This is a genomic window from Agromyces allii (assembly GCF_009749385.1).
Classification (GTDB): domain Bacteria; phylum Actinomycetota; class Actinomycetes; order Actinomycetales; family Microbacteriaceae; genus Agromyces; species Agromyces allii.
The window spans coordinates 66034-83482 of sequence record NZ_WBIN01000012.1 but is presented as its reverse complement, the minus strand read 5'-3'; the positions used below and the strand labels follow the sequence as shown (position 1 = coordinate 83482).

14 protein-coding genes are annotated in these 17449 nt (G+C 71.0%); 5 read left to right on the top strand and 9 right to left on the bottom strand.

Features of this window, described 5'->3' with window-relative positions:
* The first annotated feature begins 78 nt into the window (after window positions 1–78).
* Window positions 79–678, top strand: a complete 600-nt coding sequence (locus GQR16_RS15370; protein ID WP_157416045.1) for a TetR/AcrR family transcriptional regulator — start codon at window positions 79–81, stop codon at window positions 676–678.
* Between the two features lie 16 nt (window positions 679–694).
* On the opposite strand, the gene GQR16_RS15365 is transcribed toward GQR16_RS15370, so the two are convergent.
* Both GQR16_RS15365 and lplAB read right to left on the bottom strand, forming a co-directional pair.
* Complete coding sequence (locus tag GQR16_RS15365; protein WP_157416044.1) at window positions 695–1015, bottom strand: hypothetical protein; 321 nt, start codon at window positions 1013–1015, stop codon at window positions 695–697.
* Window positions 1016–1130: 115 nt separating this feature from the next.
* The gene (gene lplAB / locus GQR16_RS15360) at window positions 1131–2180 is read right to left on the bottom strand and encodes a lipoate-protein ligase LplAB (protein WP_157416043.1); all 1050 of its coding nucleotides are present in this window, start codon (window positions 2178–2180) and stop codon (window positions 1131–1133) included.
* 156 nt (window positions 2181–2336) lie between these two features.
* Here lplAB and GQR16_RS15355 point away from each other — a divergent pair, with 156 nt between their 5' ends.
* Window positions 2337–2981 (top strand): histidine phosphatase family protein, encoded by a 645-nt coding sequence (locus GQR16_RS15355; RefSeq protein ID WP_157416042.1) that lies wholly within the window; start codon window positions 2337–2339, stop codon window positions 2979–2981.
* 10 nt (window positions 2982–2991) lie between these two features.
* Here GQR16_RS15355 and GQR16_RS15350 read toward each other — a convergent pair whose 3' ends face one another.
* On the bottom strand, window positions 2992–3840 hold the full coding sequence (locus GQR16_RS15350; protein ID WP_157416041.1) for an alpha/beta hydrolase: 849 nt from the start codon (window positions 3838–3840) through the stop codon (window positions 2992–2994).
* Between the two features lie 165 nt (window positions 3841–4005).
* Between GQR16_RS15350 and GQR16_RS15345 the strand changes: the two genes are divergently transcribed.
* Entirely contained in the window at window positions 4006–7803 is a 3798-nt protein-coding gene (locus GQR16_RS15345; protein WP_246200872.1) for an NPCBM/NEW2 domain-containing protein, read from the top strand.
* A 56-nt stretch (window positions 7804–7859) separates the two neighbouring features.
* On the opposite strand, the gene GQR16_RS15340 is transcribed toward GQR16_RS15345, so the two are convergent.
* From GQR16_RS15340 to GQR16_RS15330, 3 genes are read right to left on the bottom strand one after another with little or no spacing between them, the layout of a single operon-like run.
* The gene (locus GQR16_RS15340; protein ID WP_157416039.1) at window positions 7860–8705 is read right to left on the bottom strand and encodes a transglutaminase family protein; all 846 of its coding nucleotides are present in this window, start codon (window positions 8703–8705) and stop codon (window positions 7860–7862) included.
* A complete protein-coding gene (locus tag GQR16_RS15335; RefSeq protein WP_157416038.1) occupies window positions 8702–9631 on the bottom strand; it encodes an alpha-E domain-containing protein in 930 nt (309 codons plus the stop codon). The genes GQR16_RS15340 and GQR16_RS15335 overlap by 4 nt, the downstream gene beginning before the upstream one ends.
* Window positions 9625–11433 carry a circularly permuted type 2 ATP-grasp protein gene (locus GQR16_RS15330; protein WP_157416037.1) on the bottom strand — a complete coding sequence of 603 codons (1809 nt, stop codon included), beginning with the start codon at window positions 11431–11433 and terminating at the stop codon, window positions 9625–9627. Before GQR16_RS15330 ends, GQR16_RS15335 begins: the two co-directional genes overlap by 7 nt.
* Before the next feature lie 226 nt (window positions 11434–11659).
* On the opposite strand from GQR16_RS15330, the gene GQR16_RS15325 reads away from it, so the two are divergent.
* Entirely contained in the window at window positions 11660–12085 is a 426-nt protein-coding gene (locus GQR16_RS15325; RefSeq protein WP_116080372.1) for a MarR family winged helix-turn-helix transcriptional regulator, read from the top strand.
* 5 nt (window positions 12086–12090) lie between these two features.
* A complete protein-coding gene (locus GQR16_RS15320; RefSeq protein WP_157416167.1) occupies window positions 12091–13590 on the top strand; it encodes an MFS transporter in 1500 nt (499 codons plus the stop codon).
* Window positions 13591–13630: 40 nt separating this feature from the next.
* Here GQR16_RS15320 and gdhA read toward each other — a convergent pair whose 3' ends face one another.
* The 3 genes from gdhA to GQR16_RS15305 form a co-directional block, all read right to left on the bottom strand.
* Window positions 13631–14989, bottom strand: a complete 1359-nt coding sequence (gene gdhA / locus GQR16_RS15315) for an NADP-specific glutamate dehydrogenase (RefSeq protein ID WP_157416036.1) — start codon at window positions 14987–14989, stop codon at window positions 13631–13633.
* Window positions 14990–15121: 132 nt separating this feature from the next.
* Window positions 15122–16144 (bottom strand): LacI family DNA-binding transcriptional regulator, encoded by a 1023-nt coding sequence (locus GQR16_RS15310; RefSeq protein WP_157416035.1) that lies wholly within the window; start codon window positions 16142–16144, stop codon window positions 15122–15124.
* A gap of 67 nt (window positions 16145–16211) precedes the next feature.
* Window positions 16212–17273, bottom strand: coding sequence for a LacI family DNA-binding transcriptional regulator (locus GQR16_RS15305; RefSeq protein WP_157416166.1), 1062 nt, complete (start codon window positions 17271–17273; stop codon window positions 16212–16214).
* Window positions 17274–17449: the final 176 nt, after the last annotated feature.

Here is a 17449-nt window from a genome sequence, read left to right as displayed (position 1 = left end):
CCGTGGACTGGAGATTATTTGACACCAGTGTCAAATAACTCGATGAGCATCGCACGGGGCTCGGGTAGTGTCAAGTGCATGGCACGGCCGAGGCGGCAGGAGGAGCGCCGCGCGGCGCTGATCGAGGCGACCTACGCGGCAGGACGCGAGCATGGGCTGCGCGCACTCTCGTTGACCGATGTCGCCGCGACGGCGGGGCTCACGCGAGGCGCGATCCTCTACTACTACGAAGACCTCGACGCCCTGCTCGTGGAGGCTCACGCCGCGGGCGTCCAGCGGTTCTGCGACGAACGCGACGCCGCGGTCGCGCAGCTCGACGACCCACGGGCGCAGCTCTCAGCGGCGATCTCGGGCGGGTTGCCGAGCGGCCCCGACGACGCGCTCATGAGCCTGCTCTACGAGTTCGACGTACTCGCCGGCAAGTCTCCCCTGCACGACGAACTCGTGCAGAAGCTCTACCTGCGCCAGCTCGCGACCTACCGGGGCATCATCGCCGCCGGGCGCCGGAGCGGGGCGTTCGCGCCACGGCTCGACGACGACGAACTCGCGATGACGCTCGTCGCACTCGAAGACGCCTACGGCCTGCACATCGTCGGGGGCAACGCCCTCATGACGATCGAAACCGCCGAGGCGGCGACGCGAGCCGTCGCGCGCGAACTCGGCTGCCCTCCCGCGTAGCGGAGGAGATCGTCGTTCAGCGCTCGACGTCGAGGCGGATGCGACCCTTGAAGCGATCGGGGTCGCCGTCGTCGGCATCGGCCGCGGCGTACGAGATGCCCTTGTCGCCGTCACCGGGGACCGGTGCGGGCACGGGGAGGCGGGCCTGACGCTCCTGCTCGATCTGCGCCTCGTACTTGCGCGGCGCGAAGACCTCGTCGCCGATCATCATGACGGCGCTGCCGCTCGGCTTGCCCTTGCGGGTCTTGTCGGAGAGGTCGATCCAACCGCGACGCACCGAGTACGTCAGCACGGCCGCGACGAGCGCGCCGCCGGCCAGCCAGATCCACCAATCCATCCGGCGAGTCTAACCCGACCCGAGTGAGCCTTCCTCATCCGTCACGAACGGCGCGAGGCTGGCGGAGCAGGCCGGCGAGGCCGACAGGGCGGATGCCGCGGGCAGGGCGGGCGGCTCAGGGCACGCGGTACAGCCACTCTTTCGTCGCGAACTTCGACTCGGCGAGCGCCTCGGCCTCGGCGAGCTCGTCGGGGGCGACCGTGCCGCGGGTCGCGCCGTTCAGCGCCACGAACGTCTGGATGAGCGCCTCGATGATCGCGGCCCTGCTCAGCCCGGTCTGCGAGCGCAGCGGGTCGACGCGCTTGGCCGCCGACGCGATGCCCTTGTCGCTGATCTTCTCGCGGCCGATGCGCAGCACCTCGAGCATCTTCTCGTTGTCGAGGTCGTAGGCCATGGTCACGTGGTGCAGCACGCCGCCGGAGCCGAGGCGCTTCTGCGCGGCCCCGCCGATCTTTCCCAATGGGGAGGCGATGTCGTTCAGCGGCTGGTAGGTCGCCTCGATGCCGATCGCGCGCAGGCCCTGCAGCACCCAGTCGTCGAGGAACGCGTAGGAGTCGGCGAAGCTCATGCCCTGCACGAGCTCGGCCGGCACGTAGAGCGAGTAGGTGACGACGTTGCCCTGCTCCATCATCATCGCGCCGCCGCCCGAGATGCGGCGCACGACGTCGAAGCCGTTGCGCTCGGCGCCCTCGGGGTCGACCTCGTTCTTCACGGACTGGAAGCTGCCGATGACGACGGCCGACTCGTCCCACTCCCAGAAGCGCAGGGTCGGCTTGCGGCGTCCGTCGCCCACGCGCGTGGCCAGCACCTCGTCGAGCGCGAGGTGCACGCGCGGCGACACGGCCGGGTCGTGAATGACCTCCCACTCGTAGTTCGACCAGCTCGTGGCATCCGTCAGCGCACGTCGCACCGCGACCGCGATCGCCTCGGGCGAGAAGCCGAGCAGCACCGCGTCGGGTCGCAGCCCTGCGGCGACGGCTGCGGCGATGGTCTTCGCATCGGATGCCGCGGCGAGGCCGTCGAGCGCCCGGTCGATGTCGCCGAGGGCCTCATCGGGCTCGAGGAAGAAGTCGCCAGCGACCCTGGGCGAGCGGATGACGCCGTCGACGACGTCGAAGTCGACGACCACGAGCTTTCCACCGGGGACCTTGTACTCACCGTGCATGAGGGACAGCCTACGACCGCCGGCCGACCCGAGCACCGGACGGGAGGAGATCGCTCCCGGGGAGGAGGCTTCCGCCGATCCACTCCTCCCGGGCGTGCGAACTCCCCCCGTCGCGCGCGCCCGGCCCCTACGATCGGAGCAGAGGCAGGGGGCCCCATGACCACGTTCTTCTTGGCACGTCACGGCGAGACGGTCTGGCACGCCGACCATCGGTACGCCGGCAACTCGGATGTCGCGCTCACGCGCCACGGACTCGGGCAGGCGGCCGCCCTCGGCGCGTGGGCCGTCGACTCCCAGCTCGACGCGATCGTCGCCTCGCCGCTGAGCCGCGCGCAACGCTCGGCCGCGCCCGCCGCCGAGACCACCGGACTGCCGGTCCGGAGCGAGCCGCGCCTGGTCGAGATCGACTTCGGCGACGCCGAGGGGCTCACGCCCGACGAACTCGTCGAGCAGTACCCCGACGAGTGGGCGGCGTTCTGCCGCGCGCCGGCCAGCAATCCGTTCCCGGGCGGCGAGACCGGTCGGGCGGGCATCGCCCGCGCTGTGCCGGTGTTCGACGAGCTCGTCGAGGAGTTCCCCGACGGCCGCGTGCTGATCGTGGCGCACGCGACCCTCATCCGCCTGCTCTTCTGCGAGCTCGCGGGCATGGACCCCGACGGCTACCGCGACCTGCTCCCCGTGCTCGGCAACTGCCACGTCACGACGATCGTCTACCCATGGGCCACCGAGTCGGATGCCTCGCACCACCCGCGCATCCGCCTGCTCGGCTACGACGTGCCGCCCTGGCACGCCAAGATGTAGCCCGCCCGGCTCAGTCGGTCGCGAAGCGCTCGTCGAGCCAGGTGATGAGGTCGGCGCGCACCTCTTCGCGGTTGGTCTCGTTGAAGACCTCGTGGCGGGCGTCGTCGTAGACCACGAGGGTCACGTCGACCAGGCCCGATCGGCGCGCGTAGGCCTTCGCGAGCTTCACGGCGCTCTGCTCGCCGCCGAGCGTGTCGTCGGAGCCGACCATGATGAGCAGCGGCAGCTCGGAGGGCAGATGCTTCGCCGGACGCCCGAGCAGGCGCATCGCGTCGAGCGTGCCGAACAGCTTCCGCAGGGGGACCTCGGTCGTGTACGGGTCGGCCATGAACGCGGGCGCGACCGCGGGGTCGCGGCTCAGCCACTCGACGGGCGTGGGCCCGAGGTGCTTGTGCCGGGCGTTGAGATCGCCGCCGTTCATGTCGAACAGCGTGCGGTACGCCGTGCCCGTGAGCACGACGGCGTCGTAGTCGAGCGGATGCCGGTTGAGGATGATCTGCGCCATCAGCGAGCCCCACGAGTGCCCGAGCAGCACGAGCGGCAGCTCATGGCCCTCGGTCTCGCGGATCACGCCGGTGAACTGGTGCACGGCGTCGATCGTGGCGCGCAGGCCGCCCGGACCGAGTCGACCCATGCGGTCGAGGTCGCCGCCGTGCTGCTCGAACCCGGTCTGCCCGTGTCCGCGGTGGTCGTCGGCCCACACGGAGTAGCCGGCCTCGTTCAGTGCGGCGACGAGCTCGCCGTAGCGTCCGATGTGCTCGCCGACGCCGTGCGCGAGCTGCACCACCGCCGTCGGTTCGGGCACGCGCCACGCCTGGTAGTGGATGTGGACCCCGTGCGCATCGGTGAACGTCGGCATGCGCACATCATGGCAGCGTTCGTGCGGATCGCGCCCGACCCCGAGACGGGGGTCACGCGCGGATCACTTCTGACCCCTTGACGGGGGTGATCTTAAAGTGATTCTATTTGAGCGTTTGGCCGCTCTAAACGTCACAAACCATCAATCTGAAGAATGCGAGCAACGATGCAGCAGTCTCGATCACCCATCGCCGGCAGAGCCAGGCGAACCACCGCACTGGGCCTCGCGGCCCTCGTCGCGATGACCGGATTCGGTTCGATCGCCCTCGCCGTCGGGTCGCCCGACGTCGCGGCAGCCGCGACCGGACCCACGCCGATCACCCCCGACAAGGTCAGCCCCGAGGTTCCCGTCGACGACGCCGGCACGACGTTGGGGGCGATCACCGGAGTCGACCGCGACGGGTCCACCGTCACGCTCGAGGCCGAGCACGGCGCGTACCGGGTCACGTTCCTCGACCCACTGACCCTGCGGATGGAGGCCTCGCCGACCGGCGAGTTCACCGACCCCGCCAACACGCCCGAGGGCGACCCCGCGCGCACCGCGAACATCGTCGTCGGCACGGAGGACTTCGACGGGACGTCGATCAAGGTGGGCGACCGGCGCGGCAAGCCCATCACCGTCTCGACGTCGAAGGTCTCGCTCGAGATCGACCGTGCGACCGGCGCTGCGACACTGAAGCGCGGCGGCGAGGTCGTCTGGTCGGAGTCGGCCCCGCTCACCTTCGGCAGCCGGTCGACCACCCAGCACCTCGCGGGCGTCGAGGGCGAGCAGTTCCTCGGAGGCGGCATGCAGAACGGCCGCTCCATCCACACCGGAGCCACGATCAACGTGGCCAAGAACTTCGACTGGGACGACGACGGCTACCCGAACGCGGTGCCGTACTACATGTCCTCGAACGGCTACGGCGTGCTCCGCAACACCTTCGCGACCGGCAGCTACGACTTCGCGGCGCACACCACGACCCACGCCGAACAGCGCTTCGACGCGTACTACTTCGTCGGCGACTACACCGATTCGCTCGATTCGTACACGAAGCTCACGGGGCGCCCGATGATGCCCCCGGTGTACGCCCTCGAGTACGGCGACGCCGACTGCTACAACCGCTCGAGCCCCACCTACTCGGGCTCGAAGGACCCGGCGAAGCTCAAGACCCCCCAGGCCCTCGAGATCGCGAAGGACTTCGTCGAGAACGACATGCCCGCGGGCTGGATGCTCGTGAACGACGGGTACGGCTGCGAGTACCAGGACCTGCCGCAGACGGTCGACGCCATCGCGGCCGAGACCGGCCTGAAGACGGGCCTCTGGACCCAGCGATCGCTGACCGAGCAGGAGTCGGAGGTCGGCGACGCCGGCATCCGCCTGCGCAAGCTCGACGTGGCCTGGGTGGGGTCGGGCTACCGGCTCGCGCTCACGGGCTGCGAGGCCGCGCATGCGGGCATCGAGCAGTACTCCGACGCCCGAGGGACCTCGCTCATGGTCGAGGGCTGGGCGGGCTCGCAGCGCTGCGGCATGCAGTGGACCGGTGACCACTCGGGCAACCTCGACGCCGTGCGCTGGCAGGTCTCCGCGCTCACGGGCGCCGGCAACTCGGGCCTGCCGTTCACGACGGGCGATGTCGACGGCATCTTCGGCGGATCGGCCGAGAGCTACGTGCGCGACCTGCAGTGGAAGGCGTTCGCGCCCGCGCTCTACTCGATGAGCGGGTGGGCGTCGACCGACAAGCGCCCGTGGCTCTACGGCGACGAGGCGACCGCCATCAACCGCGCGTATCTGCAGCTGCGTCAGCAGCTCATGCCCTACATCTACTCGCTCGCGGCCGAGTCGCACCGCAGCGGCCTGCCGATGATGCGGTCGGTGGCGCTCGAGTACCCGCAGGACCAGGGGGCGTACAGCGTCGAGGCGAACAACGAGTTCCTGCTCGGCGGCGACTACCTCGTCGCGCCGGTGTTCACGAAGACGGCCGTGCGCAACGGCATCTACCTGCCCGCTGGCGACCAGTGGGTCGACTACTGGACGGGTCGCGTGCACGAGGGTGGACAGGTGCTGAACGGACACCCTGCCCCGCTCGACCGCCTGCCGATCTTCGTGCGGGCCGGAGCGGTGGTGCCGCAGGGCGTCGTCGCCCGCAACGCCTCGCTCGTTCCGGAGGACTCGCCGATCACCCTCTCGGTCTACCCGCAGGGCGACAGCGAGTTCGAGCTCTACGAGGACGACAAGGTCACGCGCGCCTACGCCGACGGCGACTCGAGCACGCAGGAGTTCTCGGTCGACGCCCCGAAGGCGGGCAAGAAGGGCACCGTGCGCATCGAGATCGGCGAACGCGACGGCGACTACTCCGGCATGGCCGACACCCGGCCGTACCGCGTCGAGGCGCACACGGGATCGGCGCCGAAGCAGGTCAAGCTCGGCAACCGCACCCTGCCCCGGGTCGACGACGTCGCCGCGCTCGACGCGGCCCCCGGCTGGACCTACGTCGCCGATCAGGCCGGCGGGGTCGTCGTGATCTCGACCGGCGCGATCGACGCCGACGACTCGGTGCGGCTCACGCTCACCGACACGAGCGGCGTGGGCGGCCAGGACGCGGACGCCGCTGCGGCATCCGTCGCGGTGGACCTCGCCCAGCGCGTCTTCCAGGGCGAGCAGACGACGGTCACCGCGACCTTCCGCAACACCGGCTCCAAGGCGAAGGACGGGGTCGTGCTGAGGCCGGTCGCGCCCGAGGGCTGGAGCCTCGTGTCGTCGAGCGGCGACCAGGTCGGCACCGTGAAGAAGGGCGGCTCGGCGAGCGCCGAATTCGTCTTCGAAGTCACGGATGCCGCGGCCGCCGACCTGCAGACCGTCACGGTCGAGGCGGCATACACGTCGAAGGGCGAGCCGTACTCGGCCTCGGGCGCCAACCAGCTCTACATCGCCTACGGATCGCTGGCCGGCGCGTACAACGCCGACGCGGTCACCGAGATCGCGACGGCCAAGGCCGGGGACTTCGACGGCGGCGGTGCGAGCTTCTCGGCCGAGGCGCTCGCTCGGGCCGGCGTCGCACCCGGGTCGACGGTCACCGTCGGCACGGGCGACGCGGCGATCGCGTACACCTGGCCCGCGCCCGACGGGGCCGCCGATTCCGTCTCGCCCGCCGGGCAGACGATCGCGCTCCAGGGTCAGGGCACGCACCTCGCGGTGCTCGCCTCCGCCGCGTCCGGCGGCGGCGTGAACCCGGAGCTCGAGCTGCACTACGCCGACGGCACCGTGACGAAGCAGGCCGTGTTCTTCCCGAACTGGTTGCAGCAGGCGTCGGGGCTCGGCGGTGCGAGCGTCGCGATCACCTCGCTCGGCCGCAACAGCGCGACGAACCCCGCGGTGTACGAGTACCCGACCGGCAAGTACCAGGTGTACTCGAACCTCGTGCGCCTGAACCCCGCGAAGGAGCTCGCCTACGTGGTGCTTCCCACCGAGAGCCGGCTGAAGATCTTCGACTGGAAGGTCGTCGACCAGCCGCTGCCGACGCCGCCGAGCGGCACGGTCCCGGCCTCCGGGCTGTCGTGGCTCAGCGCCACCAACGGCTGGGGCGTCATCGGCAAGGACGTGGCGAACAAGGATGCCGCGAACTCGCCCGACGTGCCGCTCGCGATCAACTACACCGACCCGGTCACGGGCGAGCAGCCGACGTACGCGAAGGGACTCGGCGTGCACGCCGCGTCGAAGATCACGTACTACGTCGGCGGGGCGTGCAGCGCCTTCACCTCCGAGGTCGGGCTGGAGGCGGGCTTCGCCGGCAACGTGATCTTCAAGGTCGACGTCGACGGCGAGAACCGCTACCAGTCGCGCACCTTCACGCCCGGGTTCGCGCCCGAGAAGGTGAGCGTCGATCTCACCGGCGTGCAGTACGTCGACCTGATCGTCGAGGCTCCCGGGAGCATCAATGGTGCTCACGGGGTGTGGGGGGACGCGACGTTCGCCTGCGGGTGAGCGGAGCAGCAGGATCGGAGGGCCCGTGCGACCGTGTCGCGCGGGCCCTCCGCACGTCAGGCGACGCGCGTGATCTCGACCGAGACGAACAGCTCCGACGCACCGGGGCCCGCGTAGACGCCTCTGAGCGGCGGCACGTCGCCGTAGTCGCGGCCGCGGCCGACGAGCACGTGCCGGTCGCCGACCTCGACGAGGTTGGTCGGGTCGTAGCCGCGCCACTCCCCCGCGTACCACTCGACCCACGCATGCGACTCGCCGACGACGGTCTGGCCGACGGATGCCCCGGGGTCGGGGTGCAGGTACCCCGAGACGTAGCGCGCGGGGATGCCGGCCGAGCGCAGGGCGCCGAGCGCGACGTGCGTGATGTCCTGGCACACGCCCTTGCGTTCGGCCCAGGCCTCCGCGGCCGTGGAGTGCACGCCCGTGACGCCGCGCATGTACTCCATCGACGAGCCGACGGCGCGGCAGATCTCGAGCGCCGTCTCGCTCACGTTGCCGCCCTCGGCGACGATCTCCGCGGCGAGCGCGCGCACCTCGTCGGGCGGGTCGGTCTGCCGCGAACGGCCGGTCGACTCCACGAGCGTCACGGTCGATGCAGCCGCGACGGCGAGCTCGTCCCAGCCGAGCTCGGTGCGCGGAGCGGGGGCCGGGTGCACCTCCACGAGGCTCGTGGCCGTCACCGAGAGCTCCTGGTGCGGGGTCAGCACCTCGAACGTCGAGACGCGCGTGCCCCAGTAGTCGAGGTAGGAGTGCTGACTCGCACCCGGGCGGATGTCGAGGCCCGCCTGCATGACGAACTGGTGCCCGTCGGAGTGCGGCAGCATGCGCGCCTCGTTGTACGAGGCCGTCGCCGGCTCGGCGTAGGTGAATCCCGTGCGGTGCACGATGCGGATGCGACTCATGAGACCTCTCCGATCCAGACCGGGACCACGCTCGTCGGGAAGTACCGCGCCCTGATCGCCTCGCTCGTCGACGACGTGACGGCCTGCAGGTGCTCCATGTGGCCCGTGAGGTCGACGAGGATGTCGGCGATCGGCCGGTACTCGAGCTCGGACCTGATCTGCCCGAGCAGTCGCCTGGCCTGATCGGTGACGCCGACGCGGCCGGCCCGCGGGTCGATCTCGCGCAGGGATTCCTCTGCGCGGATGACGCTCGAGATGATCGAGCGCGGGAACAGGCGGTCGAGCAGCAGGAACTCCGCCGCCGACTCGCTCGAGGGCACGCCGCGGTAGCTGCGGAGGTAGGCCTCGTAGCCGCCGCAGCTGCGGAGGATGGTGGTCCAGCTCGGGCCGCTCGCCTCGGTGAGGGAGCGGGTGGCGAGCAGCCGGGCGGTCATGTCGGCGCGTTCGATGGCCCGCCCGAGGGCGAAGAAGTGCCACGCCTCGTCGCGGCTCGTCGCGGAGTCGACGACGCCGATCGCGAGGGCCGAGCGGTCGCGCACCCAGCGGAAGAACTCGTGCGTCTTATCGCTCGCGACGCGATGCGGCATGCGCGCGTTCGTGTGGTTCAGCGCCTCCCACAGCTCGGTCGAGACGATCTCGCGGGCGCGCCTGGCGTTCTCGCGGGCGGCGGCGACCGAGTGCGCGATCGACGCCGGGTGCTTGCGGTCGACCGCGAGCAGCGTGATCACGTCGTCGCGGCCGAGCGGCACGTCGCTCTCGGCCTCGCTGCCCATCACGCTCAGCAGTGCGCGGCAGGCGGTGTCCTCGTCGATCCACGGGTCCTCGAGCAGCAGCTGCAGGTGCACGTCGAGGATGCGCGCGGTGCCGTCGCTGCGCTCGATGTAGCGGCCGATCCAGAACAGCGACTCGGCGATGCGGCTCAGCATGATGCGCCCTCCCGGCCTTCGATGAGCGGATGCCGCGGCATCCGTTCGCGTTCTCGTTGCTGTTGCTGTTGCTGTTGCTGCTGTTGTTGCTGCTGCCGCACGGGGGCGTCCTCGTCCTGCGGCGAGGAGGTGACCGGCGACGCGGTGCGCGGCTCGCGCGCCTCGCGGCCCTCCCGCGCCTCGCCCACGGCGTGCGCCGGTGCACCGTGCAGGCCCGTCGCGGGCTGCGTGTTCGGCGACGCCTGGTCGGCCACGAGCGCGCCCGCCGAGCGGTGGCCGCCGACGGCCTGGAGTACGACGGGCAGCCCGCCGGTGTCGAACACGGGCGGCGGGCTCGACTCGAGCACCCAGGTGTCCTTCGACCCGCCGCCCTGGCTGGAGTTCACGACGAGTCGCCCCTCCGGCAGCGCGACGCGCGTGAGTCCGCCGGGAAGCACCCACACCTCGTTGCCGTCGTTGACCGCGAAGGGGCGGAGGTCGGCATGGCGTGGGCGCAGGCCGTCCTCGACGAGGGTCGGGATCGTCGAGAGCTGCACCACGGGCTGGGCGATCCAGCCGCGCGGGTCGGCGAGCAGCCGCTTTCGCAGCTCGTCGAGCTCGCCCTTCGAGGCATCCGGTCCGATGACGAGGCCCTTGCCGCCCGAGCCGTCGACGGGCTTCACGACGAGCTCGTCGAGGCGGTCGAGCACCTCGGCGAGCGCATCGGGCTCCTCGAGGCGCCAGGTGTCGACGTTGGGCAGCACGGGCTCCTCGCCCAGGTAGTAGCGGATGAGGTCGGGCACGTACGTGTAGACGAGCTTGTCGTCGGCGACGCCGTTACCCACGGCGTTCGCGATCGTGACGTGGCCGAGTCGCGCGGCGAGCATGAGGCCGGGCGCGCCGAGCACCGAATCGGGGCGGAACTGCTGCGGGTCGAGGAACTCGTCGTCGACGCGGCGGTAGATGACGTCGACGCGGGTCGGGCCGGCGGTGGTGTGCATCCACACGCGACCGCCAGAGCAGAACAGGTCGCGGCCCTCGACGAGCTCGACGCCCATGAGCCGCGCGAGCAGCGTGTGCTCGTAGTACGCCGAGTTGTGCACGCCGGGCGTCAGCACGACCACGGTCGGGTCCTCGACGCCGTCGGGCGCGCTCGCCCGCAGCGCCTGCAGCAGCCGGTTCGGGTACTCCCCGACCGGTCGAACGCGCATCGAGGTGAACAGCTCGGGCAGCGTCTGCGCCATCACCCGCCGGTTCGAGATGACGTAGCTCACGCCGCTCGGCACGCGCACGTTGTCTTCGAGCACCCGCCAGTCGCCCTGCTCGTCGCGGATCAGGTCGATGCCCGCGACGTGGATGCGCACGCCGTTCGCGCTCACGATGCCGGCCGCCTGCCGGTGGTAGTGCGTCGACGAGCTGATCAGCGCCGCCGGGATCACGCCGTCGGCGATCGCGCGCTGCGGGCCGTAGACGTCGGCGAGGAACGCCTCGAGCGCCCGCACCCGTTGCGCGACGCCCGTCTCGGCGCGCGCCCAGTCGGAGGCGGCGATCACTCGCGGCACCGCGTCGAGCGGGAACGGCCGCTCCTCGCCCGCGAAGTCGAACGTGACGCCCTGTGCGAGGTACGAGCTCGCGAGGGCATCGGTGCGCCCCCGCAGTTCGTCCTGCGACATGCGGGCGAGCGCCGGGTACAGCTCGCGGTAGGGCTCGCGCACCTCGGTCGTGCCGTCGGGGAACATCTCGTCCCACGGCCGCCCCGCGCGTCGCCGGCGCCCGGCACGGTTGGTGCCTGCGGTGGCATATCCGTCGAAGAGTGTCGCCATGACCAGAGAATTCCACTCCGCGGTTTCCGGGCTGTTTCCATCGTGGGTCACGCCCGCGCCATCCCTGCGGTCTGGGGGACGCCGGTCGAGAAGCGGAGCGTCTCGAGACCAGCGGGCGCGGGACTCGGGAGCGTTCAGCGGGGTGGCTCTCGAGACGGCGCTGGCGCGCCTCCTCGACCGGCGAGAGGATTTCATTAGCACCGCTAATGAGCTAGGCTAACTATCTATGACCGAACTCCCGGACCAGGCCGCCTCGCAGGTGCGACTCGCCGCCGTGCGCCTCTCGCGCCGCCTGCGCGCGCAGAAGTCCGACGACCGCGTCACCGACAGCCAGATGACCGTGCTCATGCACCTCTCGAAGCACGGCTCGCTGACCCTCTCCGAGCTCGCCGAGGCCGAGCGCATCAGCGCCCCCTCGATGAACCGCACGGTCGACTGCCTCGAGACCGACGGGCACGTCGTGCGCACCCCAGACCCCGTCGACCGCCGCAAGACGAACATCACGGCCACCGACTCCGGCCGCGAGATCGTGGCCGCGACCCTGCACAAGCGCAACGCGTGGCTCACCGAGCGCATGCACGAGCTCACGCCCGCCGAGCGCGCGACGCTGCTCGCGGCATCCGAGATCATGGATCGGATCGCCACGCAGTGAGCGCGATGTTCCGATCGCTCGCGGGCCGCAACTACCGGTTGTGGTTCATCGGCGCCATCGTCTCGAACGTGGGCGGCTGGATGCAGTCGACCACCCAGGACTGGGTCGTGCTCACCGAGCTGACCCACAACAACGCCGCCGCCGTCGGCACCACGATGGCGCTGCAGTTCGGGCCGCAGCTCGTGCTCGTGCCCATCACCGGCGCCGTCATCGACCGCTTCGACCGGCGCAAGGTGCTCATCGTCACGCAGGCCGTGCTCATGCTGCTCGCGGTGGGCCTCGGCCTGCTGCTGCTCGGCGGGCACGCGCAGCTCTGGCACCTCTACGGCTTCGCGCTCGCGTTCGGCGTCACGTCGGCGTTCGACGCGCCCGCGCGCCAGACCTTCGTCTCCGACCTCGTCAGCGGGCCGAACGCATCGAACGCGGTGGCCCTGAACGCCGCCTCGTTCAACGTCGCGCGCCTCATCGGCCCGGCCGTCGCGGGCGGGCTGATCGTGCTCGTCGGCTCGGGCTGGGTGTTCCTCATCAACGCGTTCACGTTCCTCGCGCTCATCGGCGCGCTGCTCGCCATGCGCGAGCGCGAGCTCATCAAGCACCCGCGCCGGCCCCGCGAGGGCAACGCGCTCGTGCAGGGCTTCCGCTACGTCGCCGGGCGGCCCGACATCGTGATCGTGATGACCATCGTGTTCATCGTCGGTGCGTTCTGCATGAACTTCCCGATCTTCTCCTCGACCATGGCGGTCATGTTCGGCGAGGGCGCCGGCGAGTACGGCATCCTGTCGTCGATCCTCGCGATCGGCTCGCTCACGGCCGCACTGCTCGCCGCCCGTCGATCGCGCGCTCGCCTCCGCGTCGTCATCCTCGCCGTCGGGGCGCTCGGCGTCTCGATGGTCGCCGCCTCGCTCATGCCGACGTACGTCACCTTCGCCGCGTCGACCGTGTTCATCGGCTTCTGCACGGTGACCCTGCTCACGACCGCGAACGGCTACGTGCAGACCACGACCGACCCCGCCGTGCGCGGCCGCGTCATGGCGCTCTACGTCGCGATCCTCATGGGCGGCACGCTCATCGGCGCCCCGGTCATCGGCTGGGTCGCGGATGCCGCGGGCCCCCGCTGGGCGCTCGCCGCCGGCGCCTTCGCGGCCTTCGTCGCCCTCGCGATCGGCGTCGGCTGGCTCGTCGTCGCCCGCGGACTGCGCATCACCCGCGCGCCCCAGCGCCCGTGGCGGTTCGGCGTCGCCTGGGCCGCGGCCACCGATGCCATCGCCGACGGCGACCGCGTCGCGCTGCCCACCGGATCGGTCGCGGCCATCACCGAGACCGACCCCGAGGACTTCTCGGAGCAGGTCGCGATGACCTCGCCGATCCGGCTGCCGAAGCTCCCGGGCGGTCGTGCGGATGCCGCGGGGCGGGCGTCAGAGGCCGCAGACCATGCGAATGCCTCGGGGCACGCCGACCACGCAGCACGGACGCCCGACACCGCGGACACGCACCCGCGCCGCTGACGGCCGCCCGCGGCATCCGCAGCGGCAGTCGCCTCGAACGTCAGATGACGCCGAGCGCGAGCATCGCGTCGGCCACGCGCGTGAAGCCCGCGATGTTCGCGCCGACCACGTAGTCGCCCGGCACGCCGTACTCGTCGGCCGTCGCGGCCGTGCGCTCGTGGATGCCCGCCATGATCTCCGACAGGCGCTCCTCGGTGTGCTCGAAGCTCCACGAGTCGCGCGAGGCGTTCTGCTGCATCTCGAGCGCCGAGGTCGCGACGCCGCCGGCGTTCGCCGCCTTGCCGGGTGCGAAGAGCACCCCGGCCTCGCGCAGCACCCGGATCGCGCCGGGCGTCGTCGGCATGTTCGCGCCCTCGGCGACGGCGACGACTCCCGCGGCGACGAGCTTCACGGCCTGCGCCTCGGAGAGCTCGTTCTGCGTCGCGCAGGGCAGGGCGACGTCGATGCGCTCCTCGCTCTCGATGTCCCAGACGGCGGCACCCGGCAGGAACCTCGCCCGGCCGCCGCGTTCGTCGGCGTAGACCGAGATGCGCTCGCGACGGCGCTCCTTGATGTCGCGCAGCAGGTCGAGGTCGATGCCGTCGGGGTCGTGGATCGCGCCCGACGAGTCGGAGGCGCCGACGACGGTGCCGCCGAGGGCGTGCACCTTCTCGATCGCGTAGACCGCGACGTTGCCCGAGCCCGATACGAGCACGCGCGCGCCGTCGAAGGAGCGGCCGCGGGTCGCGAGCATGTGCTCGGTGAAGTAGACGGCCCCGTAGCCGGTGGCCTCGGTACGCACGAGGGATCCGCCCCAGGTGACGCCCTTGCCGGTGAGCACGCCCGACTCGTAGCGGTTGGTGATGCGCTTGTACTGCCCGAACAGGTAGCCGATCTCGCGGGCGCCGACGCCGATGTCGCCGGCCGGGACATCCGTGTACTCGCCGATGTGCCGGAAGGCCTCGGTCATGAACGACTGGCAGAAGCGCATGATCTCGCCGTCGGAGCGCCCCTTGGGGTCGAAGTCGCTGCCGCCCTTGCCGCCGCCGATGGGCATGCCCGTGAGCGCGTTCTTGAAGACCTGCTCGAACCCGAGGAACTTCACGGTGCCGAGCAGCACCGTCGGATGGAACCGCAGGCCGCCCTTGTAGGGGCCGAGGGCCGAGTTGAACTGCACGCGGAAACCGCGGTTGATCTGCACGCGACCGTGGTCGTCGACCCACGGCACCCGGAAGATGATCTGCCGCTCGGGCTCGCAGATGCGCTCGAGGATCGAGGCCTGCACGTACTGCGGGTGCTTGTCGAGCACGCGCCCGAGCGAGTCGAAGACCTCGCGCACGGCCTGGTGGAACTCCACCTCGCCCGGGTTCCGCTGCAGCGTCGCCGCATAGACGTCTTCAATGGTGGTGCGGTTCTGCAACGCGCGCCCTTCTGTCGAACGGATGCCGCGTGGTGCCTGTCGCGCGCAGCCCTTCCACCCTAGCCAGCACCGAACGGCGTTCGGTTCGTGTGACGTGACCGCCGCTCGGAGCCGCCTTGGAGCGGCGAGCGGTCAGGCGCGCGTGGAGTCCCGCACGACGAGCTCGGGCTGGAAGACGACGTGCTCGCGGACGTGGTCGGAGGCGGTTCCGGATGCCGCGGCCGCCGCCTCCTTCAGCAGCAGGTCGACCGCGGTGTAGCCGATGAGCGTCGCGGGCTGGCGGATCGACGAGAGCGGCACGACGGCCGCGGAGGCGAAGTCGATGTCGTCGTAGCCGATGAGCGCGACGTCGTCGGGCACGCGGAGGCCGCCCTGCATGGTGAGCGCCTGGAGCACGCCCATGGCGAGCAGGTCGTTCGCGGCGAAGACGGCGTCGGGTCGTTCGTCGGCGCCGCGCTCGCGCACGATCTCGCCGGCGGCGCGGCCCTGGAGCACCGTGAGCGAGTCGGTCGGGATCACCTCGAGCGTGGCCTCGGGTTCGGACGCGACGGCTCGACGCGCGCCCTCGAGACGGTCGGCGACCTGCTGCAGGCCCTCGGGCCCGCCGACAAACGCGATGCGACGGCGCCCGATCGAGAGCAGGTGGCGCACGGCGAGCTCGCCGCCGACGACGTCGTCGACGGCGACCGACGAGAACGCGCGGTCGGTCGACTCGCGGTCGACGAGCACGACGGGCGTGCCGCGGTCGCGCAGGCGCGCGAGGCGGGGCAGGTCGTCGCTCATGGGCGAGATGAGCACGCCGTGGACGCGCTGCTCCTCGAACAGGTCGAGGTAGGCGCCCTCGCGCGTGGCGTTCTCGTCGCTGTTGCCGAGGAGGATCGTCATGCCGTCTTCGGCCGCGCGGTCTTCGGAGCCGCGGGCGATGTCTGTGAAGAACGGGTTGCGCACGTCGAGCACGACGAGCCCGATGCTGCGGCTTCGACCGGCCCGCAGCTGTCGGGCGGCGTCATTGCGCACGAAGCCGAGACGCTCGATCGCGGCCTGCACGCGCGCGACGGTCGCGGGCGCGACGATGTCGGGCCGGTTGAGCACGTTCGAGACGGTTCCGACCGAGACGGATGCCGCGGCCGCGACATCCTTCACACTGACGGCCACCGGACGCCCCTTCCGTTCGTTGCGGCACCTTCGAGCGGCGCTCCGGCCATGATGTCAGGAATCGCGCTCACCTCCCGCGTATGGCGCCGGGCGTCGCCGACGCAGAAGCCCCGGCGGCCGTCGACGCGGTCGACCTGCGCACCACGAGCTCGGGCAGGAACACCGTCTGGCGCCGGATGAGGTCGGGATCGGCCGTCTCCTCGAGCAGGATGCGCAGCGCCGTCCGCCCGATCATGCGGCTCGGCTGCCGCATCGACGAGAGCGGCACGGCCGCCGCCCCGGCGAACGGGATGTCGTCGAACCCGATGATCGCGATCTCGTCGGGCACGAGCATGCGGCCGTCGACGACGAGCGCCTGGAGCAGGCCGAGCGCGACGAGGTCGTTCGCCGCGAAGAGCGCGTCGGGGCGGTCGCCTCGTGGTCGGGCGAGGATGCGTGCGCCCGCGACGACGCCGGCCTCGACCGTCGGCGCCTCGGTCGCGAGGACCTCGATCTCGACGGGCGTCGCGGCGTTCTCGGCCGCGACCCTCGCCCCCGCGAGGCGGTCGCGCACCTGCTGCATGTCGAACGGGCCGCCGACGAACGCGATGCGGCGGCGCCCGGTGCCGATGAGGTGCTCGACGGCCATGCGCCCGCCCGCGACGCTGTCGACCGAGACCGAGCTGAAGCGCCCGTCGCCGCTGAACCGGTCGACGAGCACGGCCGGGATGCCGCGGGCGCGCAGACGCTCCAACCGCGAGTGGATGTCGCCGTACGGCGAGATGAGCACACCGCGCACCTGCTGCTCCTCGAACAGGTCGAGGTACATGCGCTCGCGCGCGACATCCTCGTCGGTGTTGCCGTAGAGGATCGCGAGGTTGTGGCTACTGGCCTCGTCTTCGGCGCCGCGCACGACGTCGGTGAAGAACGGGTTCTGGCCGTCGAGGACGACGAAGCCGACCGTCGTCGAGACGCCCGCGCGGAGCTTGCGCGCGGCGTCGTTGCGCACGTAGCCGAGCTGCTCGATGGCGCGGTTGACGCGTTCGACCGAGTCGGGCGAGACATCGCCTGGGCGGTTCAGCACGTTCGACACGGTGCCGACCGAGACGCCGGCGTGCTGCGCGACATCGCGGATGCGCACTCCGGCCATTGCAGCTCCCTTGCCGATCGACCCCTGATGCCCGCGGTCGGCCTTCGTGACTTGACCGCGAGTGAAACGTTCCATACAGTATCCCCTGAATCGTACATGAATCGATTCATCACTGATTCATCACAGACTCACTGATTCACCTCGATGAGGAGGCCATCGTGCAGACGGACACGCCG